Raw genomic sequence first — 12,527 nt, 5'->3', positions numbered from 1 at the left:
ACAATCAAAAAGAATAAAAACAATTAAACAAAAATTAGAACTGTTTAATCGTTTTTATTCTTTGTATCCTTAATTATTTTATTGTTGCTCGTTTAAATAACGGGCCAAAAATTCTTGGGTCCGTTGATGCTTTGGATGATTAATGACTTGATCCGGTACGCCACTTTCGACAATATAACCCTTATCCATGAACACCACACGACTCGATACGTCTCTGGCAAAAGTCATCTCATGGGTAACCACAATCATGGTTAAACCTTCCTTGGCTAGTTGGGTCATAATGTCCAAGACCTCCCCTACCATCTCAGGGTCAAGAGCAGATGTCGGTTCATCAAATAAAAGCACTTCAGGATCCATGGATAAAGCTCGTGCAATGGCAACCCGCTGTTGCTGGCCACCTGACAAATGTTTTGGAAGAGCATCCCGATAAGGAGCCATACCCACCCTATCTAAATTCGCTAAGGCAATCTCTTTAGCTTCTTTTTCTGAACGTTTAAGGATTTTTTGCTGGCCAAGGCAGCAATTCTCTAAAACATTCATATTCTTAAATAAATTAAACGATTGGAAGACCATCCCTACCTTGGCGCGTAATGCCGTTGGAGAAGCATGACGCTTTAAAATGGACTGGCCGTGAAAAAGAATGTTTCCGCCACTAGGTTCTTCTAACAGATTTAAGCAACGCAACAACGTCGATTTACCCGATCCCGATGAACCAATAATCGAAATAACTTCTCCGGAATTAACTTCAAAATTAATATCTTTAAGCACTTGATGATCGCCAAATGCTTTCTGTAAATGCTGGACTTGAAGAATTGAACTAGGCATGTGACGATTCCTCCTTTACTGTTGGATAGGATGACGAGGTGTAAACCTTATAATGGTCTGCTCCTTCTAGATGGGTTTCAAAAAGATTTAATAATCGAGTCGCAACAAAAGTCATGACAAAATAGATGCACGCCGTAATAAAGAATGTCTGGAAGGTTAAATAGGTGGATCCAGCCGCTGAACGTGTAATAAAGAAGAGTTCTGTCACCGCGATCACGTTTAAAACAGAAGTATCCTTAATATTAATCACAAATTCATTCCCTAGAGTGGGCAAGATCGAACGAATCGCTTGTGGTAAAATGACCGATACCATTGTTTGCGTATGGTTCAAACCAATCGCTTTTGCTGCTTCCGTTTGTCCTTTATCAACAGAAGTGATGCCACCACGAATGACTTCCGCTAGATAAGCTCCTGTATTAATCGACACAATGAACAAGGCTGCCACAATCGAGGATAGATCTAAGTTGAAAAATAGCTTGGACCCATAAAAAATCAACATTGCTTGAACCATCATTGGTGTTCCACGGAAAATTTCAATATAGGCTACAACGATAAAATCTCCTAATTTATGAAGATAGTACAACAAAGGTTGACGGTGCTTAGCAACAGGAATCGATCGAAATATTGCCACTAACAAGCCTAGCAAAAATCCGAATAAAGTTGATACCGATGCGATAAACAGGGTCGTTAAAGCTCCTTTTATAAACTGACCACCATAAGAAGACCATACGCTAGCAACATCCGACCAAAAACCCTTCGAAGGTCCTCTTTGATTTAAATCTACCATTGCTTGCATCAAGTCTTGACGTTCATCTTCAGGAATAGCGGTTAAAGCCTCATTAATTGCAGCTTTTAGGGGCGAATTTTTTCGTAATCCCACCGCAATCGATGTATCAACCTCTTTAGTATCAAAACCTTGCCCTTCTTCGAAAGCCACATAGGTTAAATCTGAATTCGCAGCAACTGCGGCCATGGCTCCTGGCCGTTCCGAGACATAGCCGTCCGATTTGTTAGATACGACTGAAGAAATCATAGTTGGAAATGAATCCATGGCCGTCTGCTGATCGACTTGTGGAATTTGTGGAATCAAATCATAATGGAAGGTATTTAACTGTCCCGTAATCTTTGCCCCTGCAAAATCCTTTAAAGACTTGGCCTCAGCATAAGGTCCATCCTTTTTAACAACAACAACAATATCCGATGTATAATAAGAATCACTAAAATCAATTTGTTGGCGTCTCTCTGGGGTTGGTGACATTCCTGCAATAATCGCATCAATTTTACCTGATTCGAGTGCTGGTGGTAAGCCATCCCATTCTAATTTGACGATCTCCAACCCCAGCCCTAAGGAATCGGCTAGTTTTTTGGCAATTTGAACATCGTACCCATTAGCAAACTCCCCATTTGAATTAGAAATCGCCACCGCTTGATCGGCAGCCGATGATTGAGACCAGTTAAAGGGTGCATAATTTGCTTCCATTCCTACTCTTAATACACCTTTTGTTTCTAAGCCACTCTCATTTGCCAAAACAGTGGTGGGCACGATTTGCCAAACTAAGAGTAAGATGGCCCATAGTCTATAAATAAACCTTTTGTTAATTTGCATGACAATTCCTTTCTTTGATTGAACAGTTACCATCTAGTCTTTTAAATAAATAGCCATCACATGATACCCTCTATTTTCTAAGGCATGTTTTAATGAGTCCGTCTCTTGATCATCAATATGTAAAGCCACTCGTATTCCTTGGTCCACATGATAAACCGTCATATGCGTTAAATTTTTATTAGTTTCTACTAAGGCGTCCCCAACTTCTTCAATAACGCCTTGTTTATCTTTAGCAAGTTCAATCACTAAGTGGGCACCCTTAACGGTATAACCTGATATTTCAGCAAAGGCCTTAAAGATATCCTTATCTGTAATAAGCCCCAGAAGCTTGGTATCCTCCATCACGAGTAAAACACCTACATGATGTTGTAACATCAACTGGGCCGCTTTTTCCACTTGCTCTTTCGGTCCAATCGTAAGATACTGAGTCTCCATAATTTCTTCAACTCGCGTTTTTTCCAATAAATAATTTACCTCATGGGCAGACAAAGACGTCGCTTGAGAAGGTCGGTTAGCGATAATCGTTTCTTTTGTAACTAAGCCAATGACTTTATCATTTTTGATCACAGGCAGACGATTAATATCTTTTTCATCCATCAAATCCGCTGCTTGCATCATGCTTGTAGAAGGACTGACAGTAATTAAGTCCTTACTCATATAATCACAAATATACATAATTAACCTCCTAAGTATGCTTTAATAACGCGAGGATTTTCCCGAATTTGCTCCGGACTTCCCTGGGCTATGAGTCGCCCATATTCTAACACATAAATCTTCTCACAGATACCCATGACCAAAGACATATCATGTTCAATTAAAACAATTGTCATCTTAAAATCTTTTTGAATCGCTAAAATTAATTGACTCAGTTGATCCGTTTCCTGAGGGTTCATCCCAGCAGCAGGCTCATCAAGGAAAAGTATTTTAGCATTAGTCGCTAATGCTCTAGCTATTTCCAAACGTCTTTGTTGGCCATATGCTAAATTCGTTGCTTTTTCATTAGCCATATCTGCTAAATCTAGCCGCTCCAAAAGATTCAATGCTTCTTGACGCAATTGTGCCTCATCTTGATAGAATACACTCGTCCTTAATAAATGATCCCATAACCGACTTTTTTTATGGGCATCCATAGCTACTAAAACATTTTCGATCACTGTTTGTTGTGGAAAAAGACGAATATTCTGAAAAGTTCGCGCTAAACCTTGATGCGTTACTTGATCAGACCGCATTCCATTTAGCTTGATCGTTTGATCCTCTTTTTCTAGAAGAACTTCGCCTGAGCTAGGTACATACACCCCAGTTAATAAATTAAACAAAGTGGTCTTTCCAGCCCCATTTGGACCAATTAAGCCAATTAAGGCATTATCATCAAACGTTAGCGACACATCTGAGACTGCCGCTAGACCGCCAAAATTTTTACTTAAGTTTTTAACAATTAATCTTGTCATTGCTAAGCCTCCTTGCGCTGCTGAATTTTACGCTGTAATTGACTCGCTAATCGCCACTCTTTGTGTCCCATCAATCCAGCTGGCCTAAAAATCATAATCAAGATGAGTGCCAATGCATAAAACACCATTCGCAATTGTCCATAGTCTTGCAACACGAGATTAATTAAACCTAAAATAATCGCTGCCAGGAAGCTTCCTGTATAGGAACCAATTCCTCCAAAAACAACAATAATAAGAATATCAATCGATCGATTAAATGTATAATCACTCGGAGTCACTACCCCAATAAAGTTAGCTTGCAAGGCTCCTCCCATGGCAGCTGTCATCGCTCCCAGGATAAATGCTCCTAACTTATACTTGGTTAAAGGAACCCCCATGGCTTCTGCAGCAATCTCGTCCTGACTCATAGCCAGGGTTGCACGACCGACCGAAGAATAAGTATAGTTCAAGATGAGGATTGTTGTTAGTACCAATATTACAAAGGTCAACTGCCAAGAAGTCGTCAGCGGGATGTTATTAATTCCTGCAGCGCCATTGGTTAATCCACGCCAGTTTATCAATAAGACTCGAACCATTTCAGCTGCACCTAGTGTCGCAATCGCCAAATAATCTCCTTTTAAACGGAGCGTTGGTAGACCCACTAGAAAAGCTAAAACTGCAGCTAATGCCATCCCTACTATAAAAGAGAGTATGATCGCTAACCACGGATTAGCAATACTTTTAGAGATTAATGCGGCAGAATAAGCTCCCACCGCAATAAAAGCCGCATGTCCCAATGAAAACTGTCCAGCCACCCCTAAAATCAGGTTTAACCCTACCGCATAGATGATATTGATCATTATTGTTACTAAGGTCACTTCATAATAGGCATTAATCCAATCCAAATGAATCATCAGACCAATGACTAAAAAGCACAAACTTATGAACGTGAGCCATATTAAATTTTTGCCATGAAATCGTGTCATCGCCTGACCTCCTATACTTTTTCCTTCTTATTTTTTCCCAAAATCCCCTGTGGAAGGACTAAAAGAATCATAATTAATAGCGCATAAACTGCTGCATCCTTATACATCGAATAGCCTAAGGCAGTCACTAGAGTCTCTAAAACTCCAATCAACACGCCTCCAATCATAGCTCCTGGAATAGAGCCAATACCACCCACAACCGCCGCAACGAAGGCCTTCAGGCCCGGCATCGTTCCCATGGTTGGTTCAATCGCCCCATAGTAGATACCAAAAAGTACACCTGTGATACCAGCAATTCCAGATCCAATGGCAAAACAAAATGAAATAACCCGATTGACATTGATACCCATTAATTCCGCTGCCTGAGCATCAACGGCAACGGCCCGCATCGCTTTACCCATTTTAGTATGATTAATTAAAAACTGGAGGATCAACATCAAGGCAATACTGATCACAAAAACAAAAATTTGTTTTAGTTGAATATATATCCCAAAAACTTGAATTGGCGCCCCTACTATCGGTGATGGAAAAGAACGCACTTCAGGCCCAATAAAATAAACCATCAAATTTTGGATTAAATAAGATACGCCGATCGCTGTAATCAGGGCTGCCACACGAGTTGATTTTCTCAAAGGTCGATAAGCAATCTTCTCAATAATGACACCTAACAAGGCACAAAATATCATCGCAATCAACATTGAAATATAAAAATTAACCTTCAAATATGCTAGAACAAAAAAGCTAACAAATGCTCCCATCATAAATACTTCCCCATGGGCAAAGTTAATTAATTTTATAATTCCATAAACCATGGTATAGCCCAAAGCAATTAGCGCATAAATAGAGCCTAAAGATAGGCCATTAATAATTTGCTGCAAAAACAACTGAACCTGCATGAGACACCTCTTCCATTATTCATTATATCTAACAGTAGCTATCGAATCCTATCGTTAAAATCACTACTTAACCTGTACCTCTACGGCTGAATCTACTTTCCCTTGGTCTAATTTGACAACAACCGCACTCTTTATTGGATTATGATTCGCATCTATCGAAAAACTACCCGTCACTCCCTCAAAATCTTTCGTCGAAGCCAAGGCTTGATTCACTTTATCCGTATCCGTTGACTGAGCACGTTCAATCGCATCAAACAATAAATTTGCTGCGTCATAGCCAAGAGCTGAAAATGTTGAGGCCTCTCGGTGATATTTCGCCTGAAAATCACTCAAAAATGATTGTACCTTAGGGTTATCACTTAATGGTGAGAAATGATCTGTATAATAAACATCATGTGTATTTTGATCCCCTGCTAGATCCAAAAGAACATCTGAAGCAAAGCCATCCGATCCTAAAATAGGTGTTTCAATGCCCATTTCTCTCGCTTGTTTAATAAACAAACCCGCTTCAGTATAGTAGCAAGGTAAATAGATTAAATCCGGCTTAAGCGTGTAAATACTCGTTAATAGCGCTGTAAAATCACGATCACCACTAGCAAAGAAGGCCTGACTCAAGATATCACCGCCTAAACCTTTATATTCTTTCATAAAATTATCTGATATCCCTTGGGAGTAATCTGAAATCGCATCAGTCACTACCATGACCTTCTTAGCCTTTAAATGTTGATAAGCAAAACGAGCGCCTGCTCGTCCTTGAAAGGGGTCTTCAAAGCAAACTCGATAAAGATACTCCCATACATCCCCATTTTCCTTCAAAGTTAACCCTGCTCCTGTTGCCGCTGGCAATACTAATGGTACTTTTCCATTGGATAAAATCGGCACGGTCGCTAAGGAAGTCCCAGTCATCGCTGGTCCCAAAACACCCACTACTTTCTCCTTAATCATTCTTTGGGCTAATGAAGCTGATTCTGTTGTATCTGACCGATTATCAAAAGTAACCAAGTCCACAGACCGATGGTCTAATAAGCCACCTTTTTGATTTAAATGATCAATCGCTAGGTTAATTCCATCAACCATATCTTGCCCATAATTCCCCCCTGGACCGGACAATTCAAAATTTGCTCCTACCTTGATCGTTTCATTAGCAGAGACACTCATAGGCAAACACAAGCATAAGCATATTCCTAATAAAGTGAATATATTTTTCATACATTTCATAAGCAATTCCTCATTCTAAAAAAGATGAACTCATTATATCAAACTATTAGAGTTTAACAAGATGAAAATGAGAAAAACACGTTTTCATCTTGTTGTTTTTTCATTTTTCAATCCATAAAAAATAGACTCTTTCGAGTCTATCTAATCTAGCTATTAGCTTAATGACTAGTTCCTTGATCAAGATGAATTTGAAAGGCTTCTCGCGGATCACCATTTAATAAGTAGATTCGCCCACAATGAGTAAAACCTAGATCCTCTAGTAACTGAAGCATAGAACGATTTGCTTTATGAGTATCAATTCTTATGTTACCACATTGACTAATAGCCCATTTTAATAAATCTCGCCCAGAATGCCTCCTTAATCCAGCACTAACGAAGCGATGAACAGTATGATATGAAGTTTCATCCAACCAACCTCTACCTTCAATATGCTGATAAGTAGGATCAATACCAGCTATTAAAGCCATAGCGGCTAAGATGTGATCTCTCTCATCAGCTAACACAAATAAGCGATTTTTAAGAATATCTCTTTTAATTTGCGCGAGTCCCGGATATCCCGGAGCCCACTGATGCAAATTTCCTTGCTTGATTTGAAACTTTTGCCCCTGATCGTATATCTTTTGTAAAGTTTCCATCTCCGAAAGTCTAGCTAATCGGACACTAGTCTTCACTAAAAACCCCCCCTTCAAAAGGATCCTGACGATAATCTACGTGCATCAGATATAACCCTTGCGGAGGAGCAGTAGGTCCAGCTTGATTTCGATCCTTAACTTGTAAAAGGCGTTGCATTTCAGAAGGATCTTTTAAACCATCACCAATTTGCATCGCTGTCCCCACAATAATTCGAATCATATTATACAAAAAACCATTCCCATAGAAATCAAAAATCAATTCTTGCCCTTCACTGTCTTCTCGTACCTCCGCTTTATAGAGCGTTCTTCGCTTATCTTCTTTATCTGTTTTTGTTGAACAAAAAGATGTAAAATCATGCCAACCCAATAAGGGCTCCAAGGCATTTTGAATCGAGGTTAAAGAGTAGGAATAAGGATGATGGGTCGTATAGAAACGCTTGAAGGGGTTAAGCACTTTACCAGTATCTATACGATAACGATAGCCTTTACCTAAGACCTGGTAACGTGCATGGAATTGATCTGACACCTTATTTGCTGCTACCACTCGAATATCTTTATCTAATAATGCATTTAAGGCGTTAAGAATTGCTACTGGAGGTAAATCTAATTCCAAATCAAAATGAACAACCTGACCCAAAGCATGAACACCCGAATCCGTTCGGCCCGAACAAGAAGTGGCTATTTTTTGATCTGACTTTTGCTTGGTAATCTTTAACAAAGCAGCCTCCAGGGCACCTTGAATCGATGGCCCATTAGGTTGAACCTGATAGCCCACGTAACGAGTCCCATCGTATTGAAGTTTTATGACATAACGCGGCATAATATTCTCCTATCCAAACAACTTAGCTTTATATGAATCTAGATTAAATCCTAAAAAAGAAAACCAGACCCGTCCATAATATAAGTGACAAAGCCACCAGAACATCTGCCCGCTGAAGAGATAATTGGCGATACTTACTACGACCTTCTGATCCGTGATACCCCCTAGATTCCATGGCCGTCGCCAATTCCTCCGCACGATTAAAAGCTGATACAAATAAAGGAACTAAGATTGGAACGACCGCCTTCATTCTCTGCATTATGGACCCTTCATCAAATTCTACCCCTCGTGACCGCTGGGCATTCATAATAGTAGTGGCCTCATCCATGAGTGTTGGTACATATCTTAAGGCAATCGATAACATCAAAGCGACTTCATGAGCAGGAAAACCAACTTTTGCTAGTGGTCGCATTAAATGTTCAATGCCATCCGTTAACTCTAACGGTGCAGTCGTTAAAGTCATTAAGGTTGACATCATGATAATCAAAAATAGACGCATAAAGATATAAAAAGCATTTTGTAAACCCAAAGAAGTAATTGATATAAAGGCAAATGAAAAATAACTTTTTCCACCCTGGGTAAACAGTAATTGAAAAATTACCGTAAACAAAATAATCCAAAACATCGGCTTTAAACCTTTAAAAAAGAATTTAATAGGAATTCGGCTCAGCTTAACACCCAATAAGATAAAGATTAGTAAGACCGCATAAGAAGCTAGACTATTAGCAAAAAACACAATAAGAATAAAATAAAAAGTCGTTAATAATTTAGTCCGAGGATCAAGTTGGTGAACCAAGGAATCCATCTGGATATATCGCCCAATAATTAATTGATTCATATCTGTCCTCCATCTATTCCCCGATCATGCCATTGAATAAGAGTTTGAGCGAGTTCCTCATGAGTCAATGGAACTAATTCATCAATGTGATCATTTGTTTGATCAAGACGCTTTTTTAACTGATTGAGAAACAATAAACTATGTGGCAAATCTAATTGCTTCTCCTCCAACCAATCTGGCTGGGAAAAAATTTCTGTAGGGGTAGCGACTTTAATAACCTGCCCTTTTTCTAAGACTACGACCTGATCAGCATAACGCGCCACATCATCCATTTGATGAGTCACTAAAATCAAGGATAGCCCTTCTTGCTTTTGTAAATCCATAAACATCTGTAAGATTTCCCATTGACCAAGTGGATCTAAACCTGCCGTTGGCTCATCTAAAACCAGAACCTCCGGTTCCAAGGCTAGGACTCCAGCAATCGCTACACGCCGCATTTGCCCTCCGGATAATTCAAAAGGAGATCGATCGAATAAGGCTTCTGAAATTCTTACACGTTTCAAGCATTTAATAGCGATCTCCCTAGCCCGTTCTTGACTCACCTTAAAATTCAAGGGTCCAAACATAACATCTTTAAGTACCGTTTCTTCAAATAATTGAGCTTCTGAAAATTGAAAGACGACACCGATCTTCTTTCTTAAAGCTTTCAAATTTTTTTGAGAGGCTTCAGCAGTAATTTCTCGTTGATCAATAATTACTTTCCCTCTAGTTGGCTTTAAAAGAACATTCAAATGTTGAATTAAAGTCGATTTCCCAGAACCGGTATGTCCGATAATTGCCGTTATATTTTTTTGACCGAGACTTAAATTAATATCCTTTAAAACGGGTACCTCAAAAGGTGTATTCGGGTAATAAGTAAAACCTACTTGGTCAAATACGATTGGGATAGCCATTCTACTAATTCCTCCTCGGTTAAATACTTGTCAGGAACAGGAACATCTTGCTCCTTTAAACAAAGACGTAATTTTTCAGCAAAGGGTAAATCTAATCCCATTGCTATTAAATCTTCTCCCAAAGAAAATACTGCTTCTGGTAAAGCGAGCTTCATCACTTTCCCTTCCTTAAGAATTAAAATACGATCCGCTTGACTAGCTTCATCAATATCATGAGTAATCGAAATAACCGTGAGCTGGTATTTTTCTTTAAGCTCACGGACCGTCTTGATAATTGTTTTTCTTCCTAGCGGATCCAGCATCGACGTCGACTCATCTAAAATAATTACATCAGGTCTTAAAGCAAGTATGCCTGCAATAGCGACGCGTTGCTTTTGCCCGCCAGATAACTTAGCGGGTTCTTTCTTTAAGAAAGCCTCCATTCTTACCTGTTTTAAGACTTCATGGATTCGTTGAACCATCTCTTGGCGATCAATCCCCAAATTTTCTAAACCAAATGCCACATCGTCTTCGACAGTCGCCCCTACAAATTGATTATCTGGATTTTGAAAGACAATCCCTACTTCTTTTCGGATCTGCCACAAAGAATCCTCGTTCAATAACCGGCCGTTTACCTCCACCGACCCTTGGTAAGGAGCCAGGAGACCATTGATCATTTTAGCCAAGGTCGACTTGCCAGAACCATTGGGTCCGATAACTGCCAACCACTCCCCCTTATTAACAGAAAAAGAAACCGAGTTTAAAGCATCCCGGCTGGCGTTGGGGTAACGAAAAGAAAGATCTTGAACGTTTATGATAGCTTCCACTTTACGAACTCCTAACTATTCACGGCTGAATTTATTTTTGTTTAAAAAAAAAGCACTTTAAGATGATAGCAAGGATTAAAGCCGGATAACCAGCTTTAATCCGCCAAACTCATGGCTTACTTGCTATAGAGCTAGACTTCATCCTTGAAATCATAACACTCTTCATCATAAAAGTGAAATAAATTGATTAATCATTAAACCAATTCAATAATAACCATCGGTGCTCCGTCTCCGCGACGTGGACCTTTTTTAAGGATTCGAGTATATCCTCCGTTACGCTCTGCATAACGTTCTGCATAAGTATCAAATAAACGATCTAATACAGACTCAATAACTACTTGATCGTCTTCGATACGAGCATCAGCTATTTCATTACGTAAGAATGATGCTGCACGACGGCGTGATGCTAAATCGCCTTTTTTACCTAAAGTAATCATTTTTTCAACGGATTTACGAACCTCTTTTGCACGAGCTTCGGTCGTTTCGATGCGTTCATTAATAATCACATCTGTGGTCAAATCACGTAACATTGCTTTACGTTGAGCACTTTTACGTCCTAATTTACGATATGACATAATTCTTTCCTCCTTTGCAACTCATTAATCTTCTTCGCGTAAGCTTAAATCTAAACCTGTTAATTTATTCTTTACTTCATCCAGTGATTTCCGTCCAAGATTGCGAACTTTCATCATCTCTGATTCCGTTTTATTAGTTAACTCTTGTATTGTATTAATACCCGCACGTTTTAAGCAATTATAAGAACGAACAGACAAGTCTAATTCTTCAATGGTCATAACCAACAATTTTTCTTTTTCTGCTTCTTCTTTTTCAACCATAATTTCTACTTGACGTGCTTCATCATTTAAATCGACAAAAGTATTCAAGTGTTCTGTTAGGATTTTTGCTGCTAAACTTAGGGCCTTTTCAGGACTGATTGAGCCATCGGTCCAAATATCGAGAGTTAAGCGATCATAAGAGTTTCTTTGACCTATTCGTGTATTTTCTACTTGATAATTCACTTTAGTAATTGGTGTATAAATTGAGTCAATCGCAATTTCACCAATAGTCATATCCTCTGTCTTATTATGTTCACTTCTTACGAATCCTCTGCCACTAGCGACATTCATCTTAATATTCAAGCTGCCACCTTCTGCAATGGTACAGAGGTATAAGTTTGGATTTAAGATTTCTACTTCATTATCATGAATAATATCTGCAGCTGTCACTGTTTTGGGACCTGTCACATTTAATTCAATGACTTTATCTTCTTGGGCATGTTTCAATAAAGCTAACTGTTTTAATTGAAGAATAATTGTGGGCACATCTTCGACAACCCCTTTAATGGTCGAGAATTCATGAGGTACTCCCTCGATCCGAATACTCGTTACTGCCACTCCAGGCAATGAAGATAATAGCACTCGACGTAATGAGTTACCAAGGGTTGTTCCATAACCACGTTCTAGCGGCTCTACGACTATCTTTCCATATTTCGCATCGTCACTAATTTCAATTGTTCTAATTTCTGGTTTTTCAATTTCAATCATTGATTATTCTGCCCCTTTCAAAACGTTTGTCGCGCC

The 12,527-nt window shown here is 39.2% G+C and carries 14 protein-coding genes; all 14 read right to left on the bottom strand.

The annotated features are described in order from the left end of the window. Nucleotides 1–78: 78 nt before the first annotated feature. The 14 genes from HMPREF2758_RS05930 to HMPREF2758_RS05865 all read right to left on the bottom strand — a co-directional run bounded on the left by HMPREF2758_RS05930 (nt 79) and on the right by HMPREF2758_RS05865 (nt 12,491). Nucleotides 79–825 carry an amino acid ABC transporter ATP-binding protein gene (locus HMPREF2758_RS05930; protein WP_070609604.1) on the bottom strand — a complete coding sequence of 249 codons (747 nt, stop codon included), beginning with the start codon at nt 823–825 and terminating at the stop codon, nt 79–81. After that, a complete protein-coding gene (locus HMPREF2758_RS05925) occupies nt 818–2,431 on the bottom strand; it encodes an ABC transporter permease subunit (RefSeq protein ID WP_070609721.1) in 1,614 nt (537 codons plus the stop codon). Before HMPREF2758_RS05925 ends, HMPREF2758_RS05930 begins: the two co-directional genes overlap by 8 nt. Nucleotides 2,432–2,464: 33 nt before the next feature. Then, a complete protein-coding gene (locus HMPREF2758_RS05920) occupies nt 2,465–3,106 on the bottom strand; it encodes a CBS domain-containing protein (RefSeq protein WP_070609603.1) in 642 nt (213 codons plus the stop codon). Between the two features lie 2 nt (nt 3,107–3,108). Further along, the gene (locus HMPREF2758_RS05915; RefSeq protein WP_006908525.1) at nt 3,109–3,879 is read right to left on the bottom strand and encodes an ABC transporter ATP-binding protein; all 771 of its coding nucleotides are present in this window, start codon (nt 3,877–3,879) and stop codon (nt 3,109–3,111) included. Nucleotides 3,880–3,881: 2 nt separating this feature from the next. After that, the gene (locus HMPREF2758_RS05910; RefSeq protein WP_070609602.1) at nt 3,882–4,844 is read right to left on the bottom strand and encodes a branched-chain amino acid ABC transporter permease; all 963 of its coding nucleotides are present in this window, start codon (nt 4,842–4,844) and stop codon (nt 3,882–3,884) included. A gap of 11 nt (nt 4,845–4,855) precedes the next feature. After that, nucleotides 4,856–5,740: a branched-chain amino acid ABC transporter permease gene (locus tag HMPREF2758_RS05905; protein WP_006908523.1), complete on the bottom strand. Its 885-nt coding sequence runs from the start codon at nt 5,738–5,740 to the stop codon at nt 4,856–4,858. Between the two features lie 63 nt (nt 5,741–5,803). Next, the gene (locus tag HMPREF2758_RS05900) at nt 5,804–6,958 is read right to left on the bottom strand and encodes an ABC transporter substrate-binding protein (RefSeq protein WP_070609601.1); all 1,155 of its coding nucleotides are present in this window, start codon (nt 6,956–6,958) and stop codon (nt 5,804–5,806) included. 158 nt (nt 6,959–7,116) lie between these two features. Further along, nucleotides 7,117–7,629, bottom strand: a complete 513-nt coding sequence (locus HMPREF2758_RS05895; protein WP_070609600.1) for an N-acetyltransferase — start codon at nt 7,627–7,629, stop codon at nt 7,117–7,119. Continuing rightward, nucleotides 7,619–8,410 carry a tRNA pseudouridine(38-40) synthase TruA gene (gene truA / locus HMPREF2758_RS05890; protein WP_070609599.1) on the bottom strand — a complete coding sequence of 264 codons (792 nt, stop codon included), beginning with the start codon at nt 8,408–8,410 and terminating at the stop codon, nt 7,619–7,621. The genes HMPREF2758_RS05895 and truA overlap by 11 nt, the downstream gene beginning before the upstream one ends. Nucleotides 8,411–8,453: 43 nt before the next feature. Beyond that, nucleotides 8,454–9,248, bottom strand: a complete 795-nt coding sequence (locus HMPREF2758_RS05885; protein WP_070609598.1) for an energy-coupling factor transporter transmembrane component T family protein — start codon at nt 9,246–9,248, stop codon at nt 8,454–8,456. Then, nucleotides 9,245–10,141: an energy-coupling factor transporter ATPase gene (locus HMPREF2758_RS05880; protein WP_070609597.1), complete on the bottom strand. Its 897-nt coding sequence runs from the start codon at nt 10,139–10,141 to the stop codon at nt 9,245–9,247. The genes HMPREF2758_RS05885 and HMPREF2758_RS05880 overlap by 4 nt, the downstream gene beginning before the upstream one ends. After that, a complete protein-coding gene (locus tag HMPREF2758_RS05875; protein ID WP_070609596.1) occupies nt 10,111–10,947 on the bottom strand; it encodes an energy-coupling factor ABC transporter ATP-binding protein in 837 nt (278 codons plus the stop codon). The genes HMPREF2758_RS05880 and HMPREF2758_RS05875 overlap by 31 nt, the downstream gene beginning before the upstream one ends. A gap of 194 nt (nt 10,948–11,141) precedes the next feature. Next, on the bottom strand, nt 11,142–11,522 hold the full coding sequence (rplQ, locus tag HMPREF2758_RS05870) for a 50S ribosomal protein L17 (protein ID WP_006908516.1): 381 nt from the start codon (nt 11,520–11,522) through the stop codon (nt 11,142–11,144). A gap of 24 nt (nt 11,523–11,546) precedes the next feature. Continuing rightward, nucleotides 11,547–12,491, bottom strand: coding sequence for a DNA-directed RNA polymerase subunit alpha (locus tag HMPREF2758_RS05865; RefSeq protein ID WP_006908515.1), 945 nt, complete (start codon nt 12,489–12,491; stop codon nt 11,547–11,549). Between the last annotated feature and the right edge of the window lie 36 nt (nt 12,492–12,527).

The sequence above is a fragment of the Facklamia sp. HMSC062C11 genome, assembly GCF_001810675.1.
Lineage (GTDB): Bacteria > Bacillota > Bacilli > Lactobacillales > Aerococcaceae > Facklamia > Facklamia hominis.
Note: the sequence above shows the minus strand (reverse complement) of the source record. Positions and strands in the feature narration are given on the sequence as shown.

Bases quoted from the DNA above. Each gene is read 5' to 3' on its own strand.
- HMPREF2758_RS05880 (WP_070609597.1), bottom strand. From the start codon at position 10,141: ATGGCTATCCCAATCGTATTTGACCAAGTAGGTTTTACTTATTACCCG.
- HMPREF2758_RS05930 (WP_070609604.1), bottom strand. From the start codon at position 825: ATGCCTAGTTCAATTCTTCAAGTCCAGCATTTACAGAAAGCATTTGGC.
- HMPREF2758_RS05865 (WP_006908515.1), bottom strand. From the start codon at position 12,491: ATGATTGAAATTGAAAAACCAGAAATTAGAACAATTGAAATTAGTGAC.
- rplQ (WP_006908516.1), bottom strand. From the start codon at position 11,522: ATGTCATATCGTAAATTAGGACGTAAAAGTGCTCAACGTAAAGCAATG.
- HMPREF2758_RS05925 (WP_070609721.1), bottom strand. From the start codon at position 2,431: ATGCAAATTAACAAAAGGTTTATTTATAGACTATGGGCCATCTTACTC.
- HMPREF2758_RS05885 (WP_070609598.1), bottom strand. From the start codon at position 9,248: ATGAATCAATTAATTATTGGGCGATATATCCAGATGGATTCCTTGGTT.
- HMPREF2758_RS05920 (WP_070609603.1), bottom strand. From the start codon at position 3,106: ATGTATATTTGTGATTATATGAGTAAGGACTTAATTACTGTCAGTCCT.
- truA (WP_070609599.1), bottom strand. From the start codon at position 8,410: ATGCCGCGTTATGTCATAAAACTTCAATACGATGGGACTCGTTACGTG.
- HMPREF2758_RS05915 (WP_006908525.1), bottom strand. From the start codon at position 3,879: ATGACAAGATTAATTGTTAAAAACTTAAGTAAAAATTTTGGCGGTCTA.
- HMPREF2758_RS05900 (WP_070609601.1), bottom strand. From the start codon at position 6,958: ATGAAATGTATGAAAAATATATTCACTTTATTAGGAATATGCTTATGC.
- HMPREF2758_RS05905 (WP_006908523.1), bottom strand. From the start codon at position 5,740: ATGCAGGTTCAGTTGTTTTTGCAGCAAATTATTAATGGCCTATCTTTA.
- HMPREF2758_RS05910 (WP_070609602.1), bottom strand. From the start codon at position 4,844: ATGACACGATTTCATGGCAAAAATTTAATATGGCTCACGTTCATAAGT.